We start from the raw sequence: 20,876 nt of genomic DNA on the forward strand, positions 1-20,876 counted from the left end.
CTCACTTACGAGCTTCCAACCATACACCCATTCATCTGTAAGCGTTTTATACCTATATCATACAATGTCTTATACATGCCTGCCCCTTTTATGCTCATCTTCACTTTCTAAATGGCCTAGCTTCCTTATTTCCTTTAATTCCGCTGGTAACGCACGCGCTTCTATAAAGCTTTTGATCATGTCGACAAAAAGTTCTTTCTTTTCAAAAGTAAACGTATGTCCAATGTTAGGAACGATGACCCCCGCTGCATTCGGGTGTGCATTCGTGATTTTCTCTGCTGACCTAGTCATAATTCTCTTTTCCTTTTCTCCCACTGTCACAAGAATCCGTGCCTTCGCTTGTTGAAATGTGTCTGGGAGCTTGTAATGAAGATTTTCTTGAAACATCGTAAGCAGCGTCTTCTTCTGCAATTGTTTGGAATCCGCTGCATAATGATCCAATACATCGTTTGGAAGTCCCATCTTCTCTGCTTGCAGCTGGATGAACCAATCTTTTTTTAATAACGGATATGTAAGAGGTAAAATGGGCCTTACCATCAAATAGAGCCATGGTAATGGCAACACAAGGGCGCTATTGATAATGGCGATGTCTGCGATGTCTGGCTCTCTCGATAACACATCAACGGCTACCTGTGCACCTAGAGAGAAGCCAATTAGAATGACTGTACGACCATGTGCATGCTCCTTTATCCATGAAATGATTTCGAGAGCACTTTCTCTCATGGAAAACGACGTTTCATTTGCTCTTGTCCCGTGACCAATAAAATCAGGGGTATAGCATTCATACGTTTCCTTGAATATTTCCATATGCTCCTGCCACATCCAGCTGCTTACGCCTCCACCGTGCAGGAAAATCATCATTGGTTTTTCCACCATCGACAACTCATCCACCATCCTTATATATAAGAAAAAGCAGTCGCTTTTTGAGCAGACTGCTTTTTCCATATGCTCCCTTCTATTATAAGGGAACTGTTATACAATTGGCTATTTTTTCAAATCTTCGATCGAGTTGACGTTTTTCATATAAGTCGGAACAACGAGACCCATGCGAAGACCCTTCATACTTGTACCGAGGTCATCATATTTTCCTTTAAACTTCGCTGCATACGTTTTATGCGTATTTGGAAGCCATGCAGATAATGATGCATCAGCACTTCCGGTTGCAATTGCTGTCCACATTGGGCCCGCTTCAACCTGAGTCAAGGTCACTTTAAAGCCAAGTTCACGCAATACCTCTGCGGCCACATTGGTACTTGCAATCTCACTATCCCACGCAACGTAGGCAAGATTGATTTTGTCACCGTTCGACTTTTTCACGCCTTTTGTCCATTTTGCTACTTGATCTTTATGCTTTTTCACATATTTAACAGCAGCATCCGTCGGTTTGACGCCATCTTGAATATCAAGCATCACTTCACCCATGTCATCTTGAGACCATTTAAATTGACTGAGCATTTTGGCTGCTTCCGGCTGATCCTTCGCAAATCCTTTACGTGAAATGGTGTGAATTTCTTCTTCCTCACCATATGATTTTTTCGGATCATCTAAATATTTTAAATCGTAGCGGGAAAACATCCAGTGAGGATTCCAGCCAGTGATGATAATCGGTTTTTTACGGTCATACGATTTCTTCAATGTCGCTGTCATCGCTGCACTTGAGGCAGACACAACCGTCCAATCCTCTAAACCGTAGTCCTTTTTCGCTTGATCCGTCAGCGCCATAATACCTGAACCCGGATCAATACCGATAATGGTTTTATTCACTTGCTGTGCTGCACTCGCATTTGAGTCCGACTTTGCACCACAAGCAGCTAGTAAAAAGACAAGCAGGGCGGTCATCCCAATGTAGAGAGACTTTTTCCACATTAAGCATTCCCCCTGGTTTTTTTCGTTTTAATGTTTTGTGTAATACGATCCAGTGTAATCGCCACGATAACAATGGCAATACCTGCTTCAAAACCAATCCCTGTTTTCAGCTGTGTTACCGCACTATATACTTCCGAACCAAGTCCTGGTGCACCAACCATTGCCGCAATAACGACCATGGATAGAGCAAGCATGATACTTTGGTTAATCCCAGCTAAGATGGTTTTTGTAGCAAGTGGAAGCTGAACTTTGAACAAACGCTGGAATGTCGTAGAACCAAAAGCTTCTGTTGCTTCAATTAAATCAGATGGTACTTGTTTAATACCGAGAATGGTCATACGAATCGTTGGCGGCATAGAGAAAATAACCGATGCCACAACCCCAGGTACTACTCCGATGTTAAAGAAGAAGATTGCTGGTAAAAGATAAACGAATGCAGGCATTGTCTGCATTAAGTCTAAAATAGGTGTGACAATTTTACGCACCGTTTCCTTCTGTGATGCCCAAATACCGATCGGAACCCCGATCACGATAGAAATGACCACAGCTGTCAGAACGAGCGCAAGTGTTTGCAGCATTGGTTGCCAGTAGCCTAAATAGTCAATCAGTAAGAATCCAATAAGTGTGAAAAGAGCAACTCCTCTTGTACTGATCCACCAAGCAATTCCGGCAAAGATAAGCGTTAAGATAATGGATGGAATGACGCCAAGTGCAGCCACAATTCCATTTACTGTTCCAGCTAATCCATTTGTGATGCCATCAAAGAAACCACCAAAGGTTAATGTTAACCAGTCAACAAATTGATCGATATAATCCGCGAACGGAATTCTAGGTAAATCACTCATACTAAACATCTTATTCTACCTCCTGTGCAGAAGGCTCTTGTGCTTTAATTTCCTCTAGCTTGTTAGAAGACATGTTGATATATTCATCATTTCCTGATAATGCACCAATCAATGCACCTCTGACCACAATACCCTTCATTCTGTTTTTCTCATCTACAACGGCAATTGGAATATTTGCCGCATCAGATACTGCATCAAAGATCTCTGTTAAATACGTTGATTCCAATACTGTCGTAAATTCTTTATCAAGAACAGTTTCTAGCGACGCACCCGTTTCTGCCGCTTTTTTCGCTGCTTGTGCAGAAATAACACCTAATAAATGCTTTTTCTTATCTACTGCATAGATAGACGAAATACCAAGGTTCTTCATGAGCGTGAGCGCAACACGTGCCCCTTTATCAATCTGAACTGTTTCTGCACGTTTCATAATATGACCAGCGGTTAATACTTTAGAAAGGTCTACATCTTCAACGAAACGTTCAACATACTCGTTCGATGGGTTCATCAGAATCTCTTCTGGTGTTCCGATTTGAACGATATTCCCGTCTTTCATGAGGACAATGCGGTCGCCAATACGAAGCGCTTCATCTAAATCATGCGTGATGAAAATAATTGTTTTTCCTACAGACGTATGAAGCTCAAGCAATTCATCCTGCATGTCTTTACGAATTAATGGATCTAGTGCGCTGAATGCTTCATCCATTAACAAAATATCAGGGTCATTAGCTAGTGCACGTGCCAATCCAACACGCTGCTGCATACCGCCACTTAATTGATTTGGGTACTGCTCTTCAAAACCTTCAAGTCCAACAAGCTTTAAAGATTCAAGCGCTTTAGAGCGGCGCTGTTCTTTCTCTACACCTTGCAATTCAAGCCCGTATTCTGTATTCTCCAGAATGGTACGATGCGGGAACAATGCGAAGTTTTGGAAGACCATGCTGATCTTTTTCCGTCTGACTTCACGCAATTGATCCTTTGACATATTTGTTATCATATCCCCATCAATATAAATTTCGCCGGAGGTTGGTTCGATTAACCTATTCAGCAGCCGCACAAGTGTGGACTTTCCGCTCCCTGATAGCCCCATGATGACAAATATCTCGCCGTCATACACATCAAAATTTGCTCGATTGACACCAACTGTTGCGCCGGTCTCTTTTAGGATTTCTCTTTTTGTCTTCCCTTTTTCAAGCATTTGAGATGCTTTTTTAGCATTTTTACCGAAAATTTTAGATACATTATTTATCTTGATTTTGATCTTTCTCTCTTCAGAATTCATTTTTTCCCTCCAAATTAGCATCTTTATAACCGTAACATAAGCGTTATGATGCGAACAATCTTTAGAATTCGCTTATTTCCGTACAATATGTATGAATTCCATATAGAGGTCTGGTGATTACAGTTTATACGCCGTATTACTCGTAAATCCTATAGAATGCTTCATAAACTACATATTTTACGGGGTATTTTCTCTCACCAGACAATATTTTACTGGAAATTCCTTATTGTGCTAAAAAATAAGTCGAATCCTTGTGGTAGCGGGCTTTTTCTTTCATGGGTGAACCATGCCCCTGAACAGGATTTACCCGAAAAAGGTCACATAAAAACCTTTTTTCTCAAATTTTAATCAAATTCATGAAAAAACTGCCTGCAACTTTCGTTACAGACAGCCTGTTTTTTTAGGACTCTAGGGCAGCTCTCTTAATATTATCTTGAAGTTCAAGCATACGTTTTGTTCCGTCCTCACGTAATCGTTTGTTTTCTTCTTCAATCTGCTTCGTCTCTTTCATCCCTTGTACAATCGTATTAAAGGATGATTCGATCGTTTCAATGTCGATGCTTGGACGACCTGATAATTTAGCAATCTCAACACTTTGACTTGAGATATTTTCAGCATTTCGTTTCAGCATTTCATTCGTTCTTCTGTCCAGCTCACTCATGGAATCAGCCACAAGCTTTTGTCTCTTCGCTGTTACCGCTTGAATGATTCCATTTTTGAAAATTGGAATCGTAATGATGAAGGCAGAGTTAATTTTCCCAATTAATTTCGTATTACCACGCTGCAGCAAACGGATTTGCGGTGCCGTTTGAAGTGCCACCATCCGTGCCATATCAAGATCATATACACGTTCTTCAAGCGCTTGAATCCCATTCCGAAGCGTATCCAGCTCCATTTGTGCCAGCTGGTTTCCCCCCGCCGCTTTTTCTTCATAAGAAGGAACCAATTGTTTTAATTCTTCGATCTTGATTTGCCCTGCGACGACATACTTTTCAAGCTCCATATAGTATTGAATGTTATGCTCATACATTTCTTCAAGCGTAACCGTCGATTTGGTCATTTCATCTTTGTATTTACTAATTTCCACATTGATTTTTTCAATTTCTGCACCGAGCGTTTGATATTTGCTGAAAATCTTCTCGATCATGCTGCCGCCGCGTTTAAAGATTTTTGATAACAAACCGCCCTTTGGCTCGTCAAAATCATTTTTATCAAAACGATCCATGATCTTTCCAAGCTGTGTAAGCATCGTTCCTGAGTCTGTGACACTTGTTGAACGCATCATAGAGAGGATACGGTCAGAAAACTTAGAGATTTCGACAGCCGGCTGTTTTCCGTATTCAAGCAGTTCAAGCTGATTTTTGGCATCAATCTGTCTCGCAATGTTTTGGACTTCTGGTTCATTGCGCAGTTGAACGCGAATATCGTCTGCCTTTTCAATCGTGATTTCCTCTTTATCAATTGAAATGATGTCATTTCCGTTTGTATTTGTCATAAGCTTTGATCTCCTTATCGGTTTTTAATGGATTGAAATAACTTTCTCACAATGGACGGCTCTTTAAACTCTTGGTTCATGACCATTTCATCAAGCCAATGTGTATCAAATAATTGATCGTCTATATACCGCTCTATACACTGATAGCCGGCGGGATGATACACGAAGAGATCCACACCCATTTCATTTAGGAAAATCAGGGCAGCCGCATCAGAACGAGTCAGCTCACCATTATATTCCGTATGGTATAAAATCACTTTCGGTACAGTCTGGGCATAATCAAAGGTTTGAATGAGTTCAATTACATCTTGGTTCATATGCAAAAGCTGCTTGAATAAATAAATACGCACATCTAATTCGGTCTCATGACCTTCTTTTAACAGCTTCGGATGCTGACAAATTCGAGAAATGGCCTCTGCGATCGCACGCTGCGTGCCCTCATACAAATGCGAGAACTGCCACACATTGCTTTTCATTAACAAACCAGGGTCAACCTCTCCTGCTTTAGAAAGTGCATGCTGATAATGAAATTGATAATTCGAAGACACTTCTTGTGTGAAAGGGAAATGACGAATCGTTTTCGTTTCTTTCCCCTCCATTAGCGTATGGATACGGTCCCAATATTCTCGCTTGTCTCTCGTCACCCCCATCATCTTCGCAAAAAGATTCGGAATCTGTATGGTGTCACGGTCTGCTTTGAAATTCGGGCGGATAAACGACCGTTCCTTTGCAATTAAAAACAGCTCATCATACGTTGTCTTTAGCGTAATAGAATGAGGGGTATGATCTCTGAATTGCCATGGCTTATACAGCATGGAATCTTCTGTGTGAAGTACCTCTTCAAGCTCTCTTGTCGAACGGTACGCCACCGTTGATTTCCTCTCAGGCTTTTCAGTAGGGAACGGTTCAAGCTTTGACGTCCCTGGATACTGATCAATAAAAGTCAGCTTTTCTTCTGGATCTAATTCACGAAATTGATCCTTGCCTTCTGGATGAAACAGCACCACATCACAGCCAATCAGCATGACATAGTAAAGAAAATAAAGCTGACTTTTATTCGCCTCTCCATACCAAATGACAGCTGGCATTTTTTCTTCCAAATTGCCTTCCTTCAGCCATGGTCCTAGATGATTATTTGAAAACTTCACTACATCTAGCAGCACGCGGCGGAAATCAGGATGCTGGAATCCCCCTTCATGCAACTGCTTGAAATGTTCAAACACCTGGATTAACGAAAGGCGGATATGCCGGTTCATCACTGGGTTTGGATGACGGACAATGAGCTGTTCACCGTCTAAGAAAGCCACAAATCGATTCACGGACAATCCCTTTTCTTCCTGATTGATCATATGAATCCGCTGGAGCGCTTGAAAGTGCTCCGGCTCAATATGCCGGTTGAGGGTTTCACTTAAAATATGCATGCCGTCAGTTTCGTATAATTCATGCAAATAAATAAAATAATCGGTTGCATCATGCGGAGTTCCAAGGACACGGGCGGCGAGACGCGGCAAGGATAAGGTGTGCTCGTCCTTGACGTAGCCGTCTCGTTCAGGGAGCGGCTTTTTCAGCAGGTTTTTCCAGGCTTCCTGTTTCGCCCGTGTCTGGGTTACGTTGATTTCTTTATAGCTCACGCCGCTCCTTCCTTTCTCCTATATTTTCTCGAAAGCTACTACTATCATATCATTCAGCCTTCTACTTCTGCTATCGAATCGAAGGCTTTTTTGCTGTGTTCATCTTCTTTGCGACAGAAGCGGCGATTTCGTCTGCCGCCGCCATGCCAGAGGCTGTCGTCGGTTCAAGCGATAGATCAACATCTAAGACTTCCCCATGACTCGGAGCGAAGCCTTTATCCGCTTGACGTATGAGATCAGCATCTAACAAGGAGTCGCCCGCACCATATACATATTCAAGGTGTAGCCTTTCTTTTAGAAAAGCAACAGCAGCCCACTTATTGAGCGGCTTTGGAATAAAATACAGCTTTCGACCCTGAAGGGAAACTTGCCAGCCTCTCTCCTCACCCCACAGCCTTAATTCAGCGAGCGGAATATGAGAAAGAAACTCGTCTTTCATAATTAAATAAAGAAATCTTCCCTCAGCTGTTCGAGTACGTTTCACCCAAGCGGCAACCGGAAGTTCAGAGATCGCCCGCAGCATATCTCTCACCGGCATACACTCTTGCAGTCTCTCATCTACAATCGCCTGCCACTCCTCAAGCGGCTTACCGTGATGAAGGATACAGCCGCCGTTTGTCGTGACGGCATACTCTGGTTTGATCTCTTGCTGAAAGAGAGTGATTCGTTCAAATTGTGCTGTCGTTCTTGTCGTCACTGGGATAAACCAGCCTGCTTGATGAATTGCCTGTAAGGAGGCTTTCGTTTCAATAGACATGTAGGAAAGCGGCCGGTCGTCCAGCACCTCAATTAATTCGTATGCTCCCTTGTATGCATACTGCTCCAGCATTCGATGTGAGTATATCAGTGTCCGGTCTAAATCACTGGCAAATGCGATATTCTTCATGACGATTGCTCCAACGGGCGGATGAGTCCGCAGCATGTGTAGGACATGTTGGCATATTCAATGACGGGCACGCCTCTGTCCTCTGCGAGTAGTAAAATGTGCTTGAGCTTCTCCCGAGATCCAGGCTGAATGAGTATTTTCCAAGGGACTCTTCTGAGCAGCACACGGGTCGTCTCACCGACGCCCGGCTTAATCAAATGTGTATTGTCTATTTTGAACTCCTGACCAATTGCTTCAATGGAGGTCATCCCCCGCCAATCAGGAGGCGTTCCTTGTGAGAGCAGAGTCTCTGCTTTCTCTTGTACATTTGCATTAAGTTCAGAAAATGCTTCTTCAATTGTATTCACGTACAGATTAGAGACATCCTCATCAATGAGCTCTTCATAATACTTGGCCCCATGGAAATCATCGGCATGGATCCAGCGGTTGTTTAGCACCGTTCGACTAACTAGGCCAGAGACCGTTGAATTCAAGCAGGCACTTGGAATGAGGAAATCCTCTCTCGTTCCGTAAACACTCGTACAATAACCAGGATCAGCAAGCACAGCTAGCTCACTCGAAAGACGAATTCCATATTTCTGTTCAAAATCAAGCACCGCTTTTTGAAGCTCTTTGGAAATAGCACCCTTTCCAGTCCAACCGTCAATAAAGGCAATCTCAAAACCTGGATGTTCTTTGAGGATATAATGCAGCGCGTTTTCATCTATTCCACGGTCACGAATAATAGAGATGCTATAATGCGGCAAATCGAGACCATACGTCTTTCTGATATACCGTTTAATGAGTACCCCGATTGGTGTCCCAGCCCGTGCCAAGCTGCACAGAACGGTTTGAAAGCCTCGCTTTTTCACAATTTGTTCTGCGACAACCGCTACGGCTTCCGCTACCTTTTGCTTACTTTCTTCAAGAGATTGATAGAATAAGTCCATATAAGATGCCGTCGGCTTATATTCAATTGGCAGCATTTCTGAGTAATGGGCACCGCTCTGAATAGAGCGCTCCCGCTCTTCTGTACTTTTCTCCATCTCAATCGACGATAAATCCTTGAGTAAGAAGGTTACGTCCTGCTCTGGATAGCTTCCCATCTTTGTATACACGTTAGCCATTCACCTTCACCTCATCTGATAAAGTCACAATATGCACATGCTTCACATGCCGCTCTGCAAATAAGTGGATCAGCGGCATCAAAGCTTCTTGAGACACCTTTTTCTCAAAAAACAAAAAGACATCATCGTACTGATCTTTAGGGATATTGTACACGTAGTGCTGAATGCGGGCATCCTCTGGACTCAAAAATGCGAATCCGTTTTGAACAGCGTACCCTTCCTTTTCAACCGGATGAATTGGACTTCTTGTCGTCGAATGAAAAAGGACACCTTCGCCCATATGAGCTGCAAGTCTCATCGGCACATACATCAATTCTCCTGTTCCTAAGCAAAGTGTCTGTTTTCCTTTTCGTTCTCGCTGAAGCTTCAGCCCAGCCTCAACAGCTGCTTGATCAATGGCGTCCGTGTCCGCTGCGCTTAAACCGAAACGACCTGTTTCATGGATATACGGCGAATGCCCCGCCGGATTGACTGCATGGGAAAGTGAATATGGCACTTGCTTAAAGAAGGATTGAAGAGAATGAAAAGAGAGTTCAGATCTTTTCTCTTGCGCAGCAATTTCATACGAATAAGCAGGCTCATCCAGCGTTGTCCCCCGAAACATCATCTGCCCTTTTAATAAAGATAATGATGTGATATTTACACCTAGCTCCTCTTGAAGCTGAAGCATCGCTTCCTCGTGCTCCTCTGTTCTCCAATCTAAAATGGATAGAATCGTATAAGAGGATCTAGGGTGCTTTGCGTGCAGATCCCGAATGATATTCATATTTGTCCGGCCTGTCGTGACCTCATCATCTACTAGCACAATCGGGCGATCCGTCCGAAGTAAAGCGTCGTCTGCGTAGCAAAGCTGATCTGTCGCATGAGAATGTTCCTCTTCAAATACGAGTGAAGGATCAAGATCCAACAACTGTTCACGTGTCGTATGAATGTAAGATGCTCCTTCTATGACGTCATACACACCATGACCAAGCGCAGTTGCCGTTTCAGCAAAGCCGATCACAATCGGCTCGTTTACCGCCGAAAGCTTCTCTTTTTTGAGCGCAGCATAGGCTTCGGTTAACTTAACATGATCATTCGTTTTTAGTGCTTCTACTACATCGTCTTGATGCGGGGGCGTCTTGCCTGTTTGTTCTTTTGCATAAGCCATTGCCAAAAGACCTGAGATGAGGAGTGGTTTCAACGGGTGAACAGGCATATGTTTCCCGAGCACCTTACTAACAAATAAAAAGGCTCTCTTTTTGTTCACCCGTGCCGCCATGTCAAAAAGATGTTCTTTTTCAAGCTGAAGCGTACCCTCTTTGAGGTTAAGCTCCACCTCCATATGTTCCAAGATGTTCAGCGTATGCGGCTTCTGATTCTGTGAGTATGTCGATATAGCTTCTATTTTCATGAAACACCCCGTAAATGTCTGACTTCATTAAAATGTTTTCCGCCCAGCGATAGTGCGGCTTCGTTTCGTTCATTTTATTAGAGAAGGTACTCTTCATCACCCCGACTGTACCATCTGCATGTTCTAAAATACTTAATGCATCCATGTACTCTTCCTTTGTGACAACGTACATGCTTTGAACTGGCTTGAGATGTGTTGGATGGATGACTGTCTTGCCATGAATACCGTTTACAACATCCAGCTTTGTCTCTTTGAGCAGACCTTGCATATGATCGAGTTCAGATGAGGAAGACTCACCGCTCTTAGAAATTGCACGGATGAATGGATTTTGTTCTTTTCGTGTCGGTCCAAAATGCTCCCATACAGCTCCTGATATCACAAAAGAACGACCAAAATAATTGATAATATCTGTGATCAACTCAGCAATGACTCTGATCTCATAAATGGTGGTCTCGCGATCACGGCGAATGCCGTATAATCCACACAGATCCGTTGCCCCAATGCGAATATTCAAAATATATTCCTCATCATTCAGCATGATCTGCTTTAATTCAGACAACACCTGATATCTCGTTTCTTTTTCTAGTAAATCTGGTGTTTCTAAAATGGGCATTCCGTATAGTGTTTTCTGAGTTTGTGCTGAAGCCTGTTTCAAACTGTCCACATATTCCTTTGCATTGTGAACGGAGCACTTTGGAAACACAAAACCAGTCAGTAAATGAAGAGAGGGACCGAGCAAATCTGCCATTTTGAGCAGCTGTTTGGGCGAACGAACTCGAATAAATAAAAGCGGCAAATGCTCGGCCATTTCTGGAGAGTGATGAATTGTCTCAGAAAGGCAGGTCAATTGTGCCACTATATTCTGTTCAGCCATGTCCACTTCCTGATCACCAATGGCGTCCTCCAAGCAAAACACAACAGAGCAAAGCGCTTCATATTTCTGCGAAAGCAGCATGTCTGCTACATCCTGCCTTGTCGCAGGCATATACAAAGTAGCACCTAATGCATGCGCAAGTACATGCCTTGGCGTCAATGAATGAACTGCCGCCGGCCGCTTTAAAAAAATATCGTGCTGCCTCGTCTCTGATAAAAAACGAAAATATCGCATGCAGTGCCACCTCCTGTTGTAATGACTTGATGATTCAAAAAAGGATGGAGCCGCTAGTCAACTCCATTCCTTTTTGATCGTCCTATTCTTCTTTTGAAGCCGCAGCTTCGTTTGTTACACCTTGATGCTTCTTCTTATTGATTTTATGAACAATAAACGTTCCGATAAACGCTAGGATAATAATCGCAAAGAATGCAAGATGCGGGATTTCAATATGAGCAGCACTTAAGCCCATTTTGATGGCAATAATTCCAATGAGAATAAATGCCGTATTCTCAAGCTCTGGTATACGGTCGATGAGCACAAGGAATAATTGTGCCACTGTACGCATCATGAGAATTCCAAGCATTCCACCTAAAAGAAGAATCCATACTTCCTCAGATACAGCGAATGCAGCAAGAATACTATCTACTGAGAAGGCAAGGTCCATAATTTCTACAGAAATAACAGTTGCCCAGAAGACGCCAAATACACGAATCATCCAGCCTTCTTTTTTCAATTCCTTCGCTTCGTCATCTCCGTCACCTAACCAGAAGTGCTTAATGACCAGCCAAGCTAAGTATGCAGCGCCTAGTACCTTAATCCACCAAAACTTAATAAGCAGCATCCCTACGCCAATAAATAGAAAACGGAAGAAATAAGCGCCAATTAATCCGTAGGTTAATGCCTTTTTACGCTGCTTTTCAGGTAAATGTTTCACCATAACAGCTAATACAAGTGCGTTATCCGCTGACAACAAACCTTCAAGCACGACAAGGGTCCCGATAAGCCCCCAAGAGACAGGGTCTGTTAATACCTCTGCCCACATATGCCAATCAAAAAACGAGGCATACGTGTCCAACATATGTTTCAAAATGTCCAACTGGTTTTCCTCCTATAAGTGTAGAAGCATCAGCAGGCTTTCGCCTGCTGTTATTCTTGATCGCTGTTTCTTTCTCACTTTGGAAAATACCCTCATATGAGTCATTGGCAGCGCCTCTTGAATGAAGTTGTTTCTTCTCTTTACACTTCTAACCCATAATTTTGACAAAGAGCTGCAAGTCCGCCAGAGAATCCGCTTCCGATTGCGTTAAACTTCCAATCGCTGCCGTGTCTGTATAGTTCGCATACGACGACAGCTGTTTCAATTGAGAAGTCCTCCCCTAAATCAAAACGAATCAATTCTTCCCCGCCCTCTTCATTTACAACACGAACAAATGCATTAGAGACTTGTCCAAAATTCTGGCTGCGCGCCTCTGCATCATGAATCGTAACTGTAATTCCGATACGATCAATGTTAGCAGGAATTTTCGAGAAATCAACGAGAATTTGCTCGTCATCTCCATCTCCTTCACCCGTACGGTTATCACCGGTATGAGTAACACTACCGCTTGGATGCTGCAGATTATTATAGAACACGAAGTCTGTGTCTTGCTGACAACGATTGTTTGCATCTACTAAGAAAGCCGAAGCGTCCAAATCAAATTCGGCTCCGCCTGAATATTTATTCGTATCCCAGCCAAGTCCGATCATCACTTTTGTCAGCCCTGGATTGGTTTTCGTTAAATCGACACGTTGTCCTTTTGAAAGCTGAATCGCCATATTCGTATCTCTCCTATCTTCTGAAAATATGAAAACGGGCGTTACCCGATATCTAAGCCGAAGTCTGTTGCAATGCGGGCAAGTCCGCCTTGATAGCCTGATCCAACAGCTGAAAATTTCCACTCTCCGCCATGACGGTATAATTCACCTACAATAATCGCTGTTTCAATTGAAAAGTCTTCTGCCAAATCATAGCGAATGAGCTCTTCATTTGATGCCGCATTTAAAATACGGACGTAAGCGTTAGACACCTGTCCAAAGTTTTGGCTGCGTGCTTCTGCATCATGGATTGTAATGACGAAGGAGATTTTCTCAATACTTGCTGGTACAGTTGAAAGATCAACATTGACCTGCTCGTCATCTCCGTCTCCTTCACCTGTACGGTTATCGCCTGTATGTACGATACTTCCGCCACCGCCAGTTGTTTGATTGTAGAAGACAAAGTCAGATGGAGAGTTTGCTTTCCCTGCTGCATCTAAAAGGAATACGCTTGCGTCTAGATCAAAGTCATGTCCGCCATCATACTTGTTTACATCCCAGCCAAGACCTACGACTACTTTTGTTAAACCTGGATTCGTTTTTGTTAAATCAATTTTTTGACCTTTCGCTAAAGAAATTCCCACTAGGAACCTCTCCCTTCTAATTAAATGTAGTTTCTCGTAATATCGGCAAGCTTCGCATCGTTTGTACCATTTCCTACAGCTACAAACTTCCACTCATTCTCGTGGCGATAAAGCTCTCCAACGATTAATGATGTTTTACCTGCATATTCATCTTTCAAATTATATTTCACTAATTCTTGATTGTTTGAACGGTCAACAATTCGGATGTAAGCATTTTGAATCATACCAAAGTGTTGGTTTCTTCTAAGTGCATCATAAATGTTCACAACGAACACCAATTTATTCACATTGCCTGGTACCTTGCTTAAGTTGACGAGGACTTGTTCATCATCTCCGTCTCCTTCACCTGTCAGGTTGTCACCTGTATGTTCAACACTGCCGCATTTGCTTTTCAAGTTACCAAAGTAAATCAAATCTTTATTTTCAACAAACTTATCATTTTTCAGCATCAGCACTGAAGCGTCACAATCAATATCAGCACCGCCGCCTCCGCCAAACAGCTTACCTAAAAAACCGCCGCCTTGTGATACAGGGTCCCAGCCCAGTCCAACTAGAATATTGGTTAGTCCTGCTTTTCCTTTTGTTAAATCAATACGTTGACCTTTTTCTAATGTAATCGCCAAATCAATCACTCCTCCAGCATAATAAAAATCTATTTATTAAGCGATGGACCCTATTAAAATCATCATACATGAAAATTCGACAAAATTCATGAAATGACATTGGAGCCTCTTACTCTTTTTTCTATTTACTAGTATATACGATCTATGTATAAAAGAGGTTTCAATATGATGATATTTTTTTAAAGAAAGATCCATGACAAAAATGATTCATGTCGTAAAAGAAGTGTTTCATGTGAAACATTGTCGAATGTTCCCGTTACACAGCCTCTCGCTTAAAAACAGGGCGCGCACCCACTTCATATGTTGATATAGAAAATTCATGTACATAGCTGTGATAAACCCTTTCATTTCCTTCCGTTCATGACTTTCTTTATACTTATGGATAGAATTCAACGTATTGAGGAAAGGGTGTTGATGATGCCATCACTTCATATATTAGATCAAGTCGCCATCCCTAAAGGCCAATCCGCACAAGAAACATTGGTTCATACGACAGAGCTGGCCAAGCTTGCGGAAACACTGGGGTATGAGCGGTATTGGTTTGCTGAACACCACAGCACGAGAGGACTCGCGAGTACAGCGCCTGAAATATTAATGGCACATATTGCTTCACACACATCGACTTTGCGCACAGGCTCTGGGGGTATTTTACTCCCGCAATACAGCCCTTTTAAAGTAGCAGAAGTCACCCGCCAGCTTGAAGCCCTTTACCCTGGGCGGATTGAGATCGGGGTTGGTAAATCCCCAGGCGGAATTGAACGGACGAGACTTGCTTTGACAGACGGCGTGAAGAAAGAACTATCTCAATTTGACCGCCAGCTGGAGGACCTTCTTTTTTACTTATCTGACAGCCTGCCTTCTGGTCATCGGCATGCAGGAGTGAAAGCGGCTCCGCTCGTTGATTCTTATCCGCCAGTCTGGCTGCTTGGACTCGGGGAAAACAGTGCCATCCAGGCGGCATCACTTGGAATCAACTATATTTTCGGACATTTTATTCATCCTGCACGAGGCCGGCAAGCTTTTGAAGCGTATCGGTCACACTTTTCTCCATCCGTTTTCTCACGTCAGCCTCAGTCTATGTTTGCTGTCTTTGTGATCTGCGCAGACACAGACGAGGAAGCAAGCCGCATTGCCACCAGTACAGATTTATGGCTACTTCGGGTTGAAAAAGGGCTGGACAGTCGCGTTCCTTCTATAGAAGAAGCAGAGAACTATCATTACACTGAGCAAGAAAAGAAAAAATTGTTACAAAACCGCCAGCGAATGATTGTTGGCTCAAAGCAAACAGTGAAAGAACAGCTACAAATCTTAATGGACCGCTATCAAACGGACGAGATCATGATATTAAACAATTCATTTGATCCAATGGAAAAACAGCGTTCCTTTGAACGAATCGCAGAACTATTTTGAAGCCAATCTTTCATTGGCTTCTTTTTTTACATTGTTATAAAAAATGGGAAATGTAACATCGAGATGTCAAAAAGCTTCCTTCTGTCATCTGATCGCAAATGTGTCTTCTAATCGTTAGCGAACTGTAAACGCATGGTAGGTGTACCTTTTATATAGTAGAGGTACATATGAAGTAACGGTTTACAATGCTGAGAAGGAAGGAGATGACTGGCCTTGAATAAGCGACTCGACTGGGTGGATGCGGCTAAAGGAATCGGCATTCTGCTCGTCGTTATGGCACATGTACCCATTCCTGATTCATTCAAGCAATTTATATATTCTTTTCATATGCCACTCTTCTTTTTACTATCAGGTATGATGTTTCGATCATCCTCACAACCTGCTATGTCATTTATACAGAAAAAAGCAAAAAGCTTGCTCTTACCTTATCTCTATTTCTCCATTATTACGTACGTTTTCTGGTTCACGGTGACCCGATTTTTCGCCTTTAAGGGGCAAACAGATATTGATCCCTTCGTTCCTTTTACAGGGATTTTCATTTCAAATGCCGATGAAGCAAGACTGACGCATAACCCAGCCATCTGGTTTTTAACGACGCTCTTTTTAGTGGAAATGTTGTTTTTCTTGATGCATCGTCTGACAAAAGGAAAACCAGCTGTATTGATTTTACTGACCGTCCTTTGCGGCGGAGCCGGATATGCTTCCACGCTATTGTTAAACCAGAGTCTCCCTTGGAATGCCAACGTTGCATTAACGGCTGTTGTGTTTTATTCAATCGGATTTTTAGCAAAACAATGGTTTGTGGAATTAAAAACAGATCCTACCCTTCTGTTATGTACAGGTCTGCTTGTACTGACTGCATATATGCAAAGCTTTAATTCACGAATTGATATGCGGGTCAATGACTATGGGGATCTATTCATTTTTTATGCTTGTGCACTGCTCGGTTCAGCTGCTGTTATTTATTTAAGCTTCAAATTGAAAACGTCAACGATATTGACGTATCTCGGACGTCATTCCATTGTGATTCTCGTCCTGCAATTTGCCGGAATCGATATCATGAAGGCATTTGTTTATTACGGACTAGGCATCAATATCTCTGATACAGCGCAGCTTTCTTGGACGCTCTTTTATACGATCGGTACATTGCTGCTCATGGTGCCATGTATCTCTTTCTTGAGCAAGTATCCTATGCTGCTCGGCAAACCAGCAAAGTCAGCACATCGCTACAAAGAAAAAACATCCGCCGGCTAATGGGGCGGATGTTTTTTCTATTATTCATCATTTATTTGAGATGGATAAAGTGTCATTCCTCCATCAACAAATAATGTAGTACCTGTAATATAGGCCGCTTCTTTCGATACGAGAAATGCAGCGGCGGACCCAATCTCCTTTGGCTCGCCAAACGTTCTCATTGGAATTTTCTCAAGCTGCTTTTGTTTTTTCTGTTCATCTTGAAGGTCGTCATTTGATTCCGTTGCCATCGTACCTGGTGCAATCGCATTGACCCGAATACCCGCTTCGGCATAATCAAGAGCCAGCGTCTTCGTCATCATATTCATTCCTCCTTTAGAAGTAGAGTAATGAACATTGAACGGACGCGGGATCTCTTGATGGACACTGGATATATTCAAGATTGATCCTTTCACATCATGCTCCATCATATAGGCGATTGCTGCCTTTGCTCCTAAAAATGAGCCTGTGATATTCACATCAATGACCTTTTGCCATTGTTCCAACGTCATTTCATGCGGCATTGCTTCTTCACCATTAAATCCTGAATTATTGACAAACACGTCTAGTGCGTCAAAATTCTCCAGCGCGGCATCCATTAACGCCTGAATCCCTTCCTCTTTGGAGACATCTGCGTGTACTTTCACCGCCCTACCTCCATGCTGCTGGATGGCTTGTACTGTTTCTTCAGCACCCTCTTCATCACCTTTATAATTCACAACCACGTTCATTTGTTCTTGTCCAAATCTCAAGGCGATGGCTTGTCCTATACCTTTAGAAGAACCTGTCACAATGGCTGTTTTCCCTTTTAAATCTTGATACATCTTCATTTCCTCCAATCACGTGCTTCATCTTGTTGATACACAATGGTTACCCATTTTGAAAAAAAGAAAAACACAATCCTCTTGAATACAAAGGATTGTGCTGTTCATCAAGCTAAAAGGTGTTATAAACATTCTCACATGTTTCAGCTGTGGGCTGGTAAAAGCAATGTGACTTATACCTTGCCACAAACGGCTGATTGTACCAAGTGGATGGACAATTTCCAGGCGGTTTGAAATACCAAAGGCTGAATTTCGCTGGCCAAAAACGTTCACCATTAATGTTCCTCCGTGCAAGTGTCTTTTCACTTTCTCGTGCTCGCTGATAAAAATAGCCATGCGTGACTGCCTCAAACGCATGCTCCTGATAAATCATTTGTGGAATCGTACGCAGCCCTTTAAAGTCAGAACAGTTGGCACGCAAACGATTGATGCCTACATTTCCTACAAGCAGCATCCCTTGTTTCCCTTCACCTTCCGCTTCGGCTCTCAGCAGTCTGGCCATTAAATCAATATCAGAGCTTGTCGCTCTTACCACTGCCATACATCCACCTCCCATTCATTTCTCTTTTATTTTATGTAGGGTTTCTGTGTAGATGACTGCCATTTTGAAGGGAAAAGACACATTCCGTGTCGAGAGCCTGTCTAAATACCTCAACATTTCGCTGGACAAGTGTCTCTATGTCAACAACACACAAACCTAGTGATCATACACATCACAGGAAAAAATATTCATTACTAACGACTCATTTACAAGTCATAAAAATCCTTCTATTTGCTACATCTTTTTCAAAAACAGTCATTTGAACCTATTCAATAATCCGACTCAAAACCTTAAAATATAAAATGTTGAGTTTTTACAGGAGATTTCAAACAATAAAATACACATTTCTCCTCTCAACATAGTGTCATTTTTACTACTTGAAGTGGATGAACGTTTCGAACGCACTGAGGTATTGACAGTACTTTCGCTTCATTCTACAGTAAAAAACATACAGTATTTTTCTTTTTGTGCAAAAAGAACGATATGAACTAAAGCTTTCCAATGAATTTCACCATAAAACCCGAGGAGGAAAACATCTCATGTTTAAAAAGAAATTATCCCTGTTTCTTCTGATTTTGTGTGTAACTGTTGTCGCTGCTGCTTGTAGTGGTGGAAAAGACAAAACTGCTGCGAAAGAAAGCGATACAAAAAAATCTCTTGATGCAGCTGAAGTAAAAGTAGAAAGTGCTGAGTACACTTTACCACCTCAATACGATACATCTGTTCAGGATGATCAATATGTCCTAAAAGTGAATGTATCTGTAAAAAACATCAGCAAAGAACCATTGAATGTGGATAAAAGCAACTTTACGCTTTACCAAGATGACGCTCAGGTGTCTACCATCTCTCCTGATGACTACAACGAAGTATTATCTTCAAGCTCTCTAAATGCAGGTAAAGTATCAAAAGGTGGTCTTTTCTTTGTGGTTGATAAAGAAAAAGACTATCAATTGGTTTACACAGAGCCTGGTACTGGATCGAAAAAAGATGACAAAACACTAGAATTCGATATTAAAGGAAAAGACTTGATGAAAAAGGCAGATACACTTCAAGCGTCTGCAAAAGCCCTTTCTTCTTATATTGATGTCATGATCTTTGGTAAGAAAAATGACGATTTCGAAAAACTAACAGGTGATAACAAATCAACTGTCGTAAACGAATTTGATAAATCATTCAAACAAGGCTACATTTCTTCTTCTGGTATTTCATCTAGCTCAGCAAAAGACGAAAACCTTGATAAGCTTCTAAAAGCTGTGAAAGAAACATTAGCTGAAAAATCAAAAGTATCAACGAAAACAAAATCAATCAGCGGTGATAAAGCTGTTGTGACTGTGACACTTACACCAATTGATGCAAGCCCGCTTGTCGATCGTTTAAAAGAAAAAGCAACTGAATTCTACAGCAAAAACCGTACAGCATCTTATGATGATGCTCAGAAATATCTACTTTCAATCTATCCAGATGAATTTAAAAAATTAGGACCATCATCTTCTGAAGAAACAGTAGAAGTGAACATGAAGAAAAACGATATCGACCAATGGAAACTTGATTTGAACGACTACAAAACAAGCTCATTGGTTGAAAAGTTCATCAAGAACTAAAGAAAAACCCCCGGTTCCCGGGGGTTTTTTGTTATAATTTATCATCTGGTTAGCGACAGACAAGAAGTATTGCAGCTGGAGCTAATACAAAAGGTACACGATTTAAAGAAGTAGATAAATACAAAAATAAGCCCCAAAAAGGGTATTATTATCACTGGCATCCCTATAAAAGGACTCCAAAAGCTCATGCTTTCTAAGGATGTCCTGTTAAATAGTAAATAGAGGTGAATCATGTATCATTACGAAAAGCTATATAAACAGTATTTATATAAAAAAGATCAATTGACTTTTACTAAAGAACAAGTCGTTGAGATGATAACGTCTAAATTTAAAGCTAGAGAATTTTCAAAAACAAAGATTTTAGATTTAGTAAATGATGATCACTTTGAATATACTAAGATATATAAATGTTTTGTCATTGATGATCCGAGTATATTGATTCAATTGTTTTCGAATGAGGAAAAAAAGGATCATCGTGAACAAGTACTTCACAACCGCCTCCATCCTTTTAATCCCAAAAAAGTAAAAGAATGGGAATATAATCACTTATTGCTTGATGAACAAGAAGGTAGAAGAATTGATATTATTTTAGAAAGTAAAGATGGAGTATATGTTTCAGAATTTACCGTAAGAGCTAGTTGCGAAAAGCTTGATAGGTATATAAATGCTTTAATTGTAGGTGCACTTATTGAAAATGAGTTAGAAGAATATCCAGTTGATATTCATGACGAGTATTTTCAATTTTATTTAGAGAACTTGGGTCAATTCGGCTTCCTAGACTAAAACATACGGTGATCGGCATTCACTTAAAAACACCCTCTATCATAGAGG

General features: G+C 41.7%; 20 protein-coding genes. 4 read left to right on the forward strand and 16 right to left on the reverse strand.

Annotation, left to right across the window (positions count from 1 at the left end; translation table 11 throughout):
* Positions 1–69: 69 nt before the first annotated feature.
* The 14 genes from MHI20_RS18415 to MHI20_RS18480 form a co-directional block, all read right to left on the reverse strand.
* Positions 70–945 carry an alpha/beta fold hydrolase gene (locus MHI20_RS18415; RefSeq protein WP_340940479.1) on the reverse strand — a complete coding sequence of 292 codons (876 nt, stop codon included), beginning with the start codon at positions 943–945 and terminating at the stop codon, positions 70–72.
* 39 nt (positions 946–984) lie between these two features.
* Positions 985–1,866, reverse strand: coding sequence for a glycine betaine ABC transporter substrate-binding protein (locus MHI20_RS18420; RefSeq protein WP_024718998.1), 882 nt, complete (start codon positions 1,864–1,866; stop codon positions 985–987).
* Positions 1,866–2,711, reverse strand: coding sequence for a glycine/proline betaine ABC transporter permease subunit OpuAB (gene opuAB, locus MHI20_RS18425; protein ID WP_024718999.1), 846 nt, complete (start codon positions 2,709–2,711; stop codon positions 1,866–1,868). Before opuAB ends, MHI20_RS18420 begins: the two co-directional genes overlap by 1 nt.
* A gap of 10 nt (positions 2,712–2,721) precedes the next feature.
* The gene (opuAA, locus tag MHI20_RS18430) at positions 2,722–3,990 is read right to left on the reverse strand and encodes a glycine/proline betaine ABC transporter ATP-binding protein OpuAA (protein ID WP_045034621.1); all 1,269 of its coding nucleotides are present in this window, start codon (positions 3,988–3,990) and stop codon (positions 2,722–2,724) included.
* A gap of 400 nt (positions 3,991–4,390) precedes the next feature.
* Positions 4,391–5,485 carry a toxic anion resistance protein gene (locus tag MHI20_RS18435; RefSeq protein ID WP_340940482.1) on the reverse strand — a complete coding sequence of 365 codons (1,095 nt, stop codon included), beginning with the start codon at positions 5,483–5,485 and terminating at the stop codon, positions 4,391–4,393.
* A 14-nt stretch (positions 5,486–5,499) separates the two neighbouring features.
* Complete coding sequence (locus tag MHI20_RS18440; protein ID WP_100325498.1) at positions 5,500–7,116, reverse strand: YceG family protein; 1,617 nt, start codon at positions 7,114–7,116, stop codon at positions 5,500–5,502.
* 70 nt (positions 7,117–7,186) lie between these two features.
* On the reverse strand, positions 7,187–8,002 hold the full coding sequence (locus MHI20_RS18445; protein ID WP_034647502.1) for an HAD family hydrolase: 816 nt from the start codon (positions 8,000–8,002) through the stop codon (positions 7,187–7,189).
* Complete coding sequence (locus MHI20_RS18450) at positions 7,999–9,108, reverse strand: cysteine protease StiP family protein (RefSeq protein ID WP_144668480.1); 1,110 nt, start codon at positions 9,106–9,108, stop codon at positions 7,999–8,001. The genes MHI20_RS18445 and MHI20_RS18450 overlap by 4 nt, the downstream gene beginning before the upstream one ends.
* Positions 9,101–10,432: a phosphoribosyltransferase family protein gene (locus tag MHI20_RS18455; protein ID WP_340940551.1), complete on the reverse strand. Its 1,332-nt coding sequence runs from the start codon at positions 10,430–10,432 to the stop codon at positions 9,101–9,103. Before MHI20_RS18455 ends, MHI20_RS18450 begins: the two co-directional genes overlap by 8 nt.
* Complete coding sequence (locus MHI20_RS18460) at positions 10,416–11,609, reverse strand: HpcH/HpaI aldolase/citrate lyase family protein (RefSeq protein WP_340940488.1); 1,194 nt, start codon at positions 11,607–11,609, stop codon at positions 10,416–10,418. Before MHI20_RS18460 ends, MHI20_RS18455 begins: the two co-directional genes overlap by 17 nt.
* Before the next feature lie 82 nt (positions 11,610–11,691).
* On the reverse strand, positions 11,692–12,471 hold the full coding sequence (locus MHI20_RS18465; RefSeq protein WP_008342130.1) for a TerC family protein: 780 nt from the start codon (positions 12,469–12,471) through the stop codon (positions 11,692–11,694).
* Between the two features lie 140 nt (positions 12,472–12,611).
* Positions 12,612–13,190 (reverse strand): TerD family protein, encoded by a 579-nt coding sequence (locus MHI20_RS18470; protein ID WP_007498343.1) that lies wholly within the window; start codon positions 13,188–13,190, stop codon positions 12,612–12,614.
* 41 nt (positions 13,191–13,231) lie between these two features.
* Positions 13,232–13,813: a TerD family protein gene (locus MHI20_RS18475; protein WP_008342133.1), complete on the reverse strand. Its 582-nt coding sequence runs from the start codon at positions 13,811–13,813 to the stop codon at positions 13,232–13,234.
* 20 nt (positions 13,814–13,833) lie between these two features.
* Positions 13,834–14,436 (reverse strand): TerD family protein, encoded by a 603-nt coding sequence (locus tag MHI20_RS18480; RefSeq protein WP_008342134.1) that lies wholly within the window; start codon positions 14,434–14,436, stop codon positions 13,834–13,836.
* Positions 14,437–14,853: 417 nt separating this feature from the next.
* On the opposite strand from MHI20_RS18480, the gene MHI20_RS18485 reads away from it, so the two are divergent.
* Positions 14,854–15,846, forward strand: a complete 993-nt coding sequence (locus MHI20_RS18485; RefSeq protein WP_340940493.1) for an LLM class flavin-dependent oxidoreductase — start codon at positions 14,854–14,856, stop codon at positions 15,844–15,846.
* A 213-nt stretch (positions 15,847–16,059) separates the two neighbouring features.
* Positions 16,060–17,100 carry an acyltransferase family protein gene (locus MHI20_RS18490; protein ID WP_017358596.1) on the forward strand — a complete coding sequence of 347 codons (1,041 nt, stop codon included), beginning with the start codon at positions 16,060–16,062 and terminating at the stop codon, positions 17,098–17,100.
* Positions 17,101–17,120: 20 nt separating this feature from the next.
* Here MHI20_RS18490 and MHI20_RS18495 read toward each other — a convergent pair whose 3' ends face one another.
* Together MHI20_RS18495 and MHI20_RS18500 are read right to left on the reverse strand one after the other, a co-directional pair.
* Positions 17,121–17,903: a glucose 1-dehydrogenase gene (locus MHI20_RS18495; RefSeq protein ID WP_340940496.1), complete on the reverse strand. Its 783-nt coding sequence runs from the start codon at positions 17,901–17,903 to the stop codon at positions 17,121–17,123.
* Positions 17,904–18,015: 112 nt separating this feature from the next.
* Positions 18,016–18,444: a cell wall hydrolase gene (locus MHI20_RS18500; protein ID WP_008342138.1), complete on the reverse strand. Its 429-nt coding sequence runs from the start codon at positions 18,442–18,444 to the stop codon at positions 18,016–18,018.
* 539 nt (positions 18,445–18,983) lie between these two features.
* Between MHI20_RS18500 and MHI20_RS18505 the strand changes: the two genes are divergently transcribed.
* A complete protein-coding gene (locus MHI20_RS18505; RefSeq protein ID WP_024719008.1) occupies positions 18,984–20,045 on the forward strand; it encodes a DUF4352 domain-containing protein in 1,062 nt (353 codons plus the stop codon).
* A 231-nt stretch (positions 20,046–20,276) separates the two neighbouring features.
* A complete protein-coding gene (locus tag MHI20_RS18510) occupies positions 20,277–20,828 on the forward strand; it encodes a hypothetical protein (RefSeq protein ID WP_340940501.1) in 552 nt (183 codons plus the stop codon).
* Positions 20,829–20,876 lie beyond the last annotated feature (48 nt).

Origin of the sequence: Bacillus sp. FSL K6-1106 (assembly GCF_038005245.1) — a bacterium.
In the GTDB taxonomy this organism is placed as follows: Bacteria; Bacillota; Bacilli; order Bacillales; family Bacillaceae; genus Bacillus; species Bacillus altitudinis.

Excerpts from the sequence above, each read along its gene's own strand:
- MHI20_RS18415 (WP_340940479.1), bottom strand. The coding sequence starts at position 945 with ATGGAAAAAGCAGTCTGCTCAAAAAGCGACTGCTTTTTCTTATATATA.
- MHI20_RS18420 (WP_024718998.1), bottom strand. The coding sequence starts at position 1,866 with ATGTGGAAAAAGTCTCTCTACATTGGGATGACCGCCCTGCTTGTCTTT.
- opuAB (WP_024718999.1), bottom strand. The coding sequence starts at position 2,711 with ATGAGTGATTTACCTAGAATTCCGTTCGCGGATTATATCGATCAATTT.
- opuAA (WP_045034621.1), bottom strand. The coding sequence starts at position 3,990 with ATGAATTCTGAAGAGAGAAAGATCAAAATCAAGATAAATAATGTATCT.
- MHI20_RS18435 (WP_340940482.1), bottom strand. The coding sequence starts at position 5,485 with ATGACAAATACAAACGGAAATGACATCATTTCAATTGATAAAGAGGAA.
- MHI20_RS18445 (WP_034647502.1), bottom strand. The coding sequence starts at position 8,002 with ATGAAGAATATCGCATTTGCCAGTGATTTAGACCGGACACTGATATAC.
- MHI20_RS18450 (WP_144668480.1), bottom strand. The coding sequence starts at position 9,108 with ATGGCTAACGTGTATACAAAGATGGGAAGCTATCCAGAGCAGGACGTA.
- MHI20_RS18455 (WP_340940551.1), bottom strand. The coding sequence starts at position 10,432 with ATGGAGGTGGAGCTTAACCTCAAAGAGGGTACGCTTCAGCTTGAAAAA.
- MHI20_RS18460 (WP_340940488.1), bottom strand. The coding sequence starts at position 11,609 with ATGCGATATTTTCGTTTTTTATCAGAGACGAGGCAGCACGATATTTTT.
- MHI20_RS18470 (WP_007498343.1), bottom strand. The coding sequence starts at position 13,190 with ATGGCGATTCAGCTTTCAAAAGGACAACGTGTCGATTTAACGAAAACC.
- MHI20_RS18485 (WP_340940493.1), top strand. The coding sequence starts at position 14,854 with ATGCCATCACTTCATATATTAGATCAAGTCGCCATCCCTAAAGGCCAA.
- MHI20_RS18495 (WP_340940496.1), bottom strand. The coding sequence starts at position 17,903 with ATGTATCAAGATTTAAAAGGGAAAACAGCCATTGTGACAGGTTCTTCT.
- MHI20_RS18500 (WP_008342138.1), bottom strand. The coding sequence starts at position 18,444 with ATGGCAGTGGTAAGAGCGACAAGCTCTGATATTGATTTAATGGCCAGA.
- MHI20_RS18505 (WP_024719008.1), top strand. The coding sequence starts at position 18,984 with ATGTTTAAAAAGAAATTATCCCTGTTTCTTCTGATTTTGTGTGTAACT.
- MHI20_RS18510 (WP_340940501.1), top strand. The coding sequence starts at position 20,277 with ATGTATCATTACGAAAAGCTATATAAACAGTATTTATATAAAAAAGAT.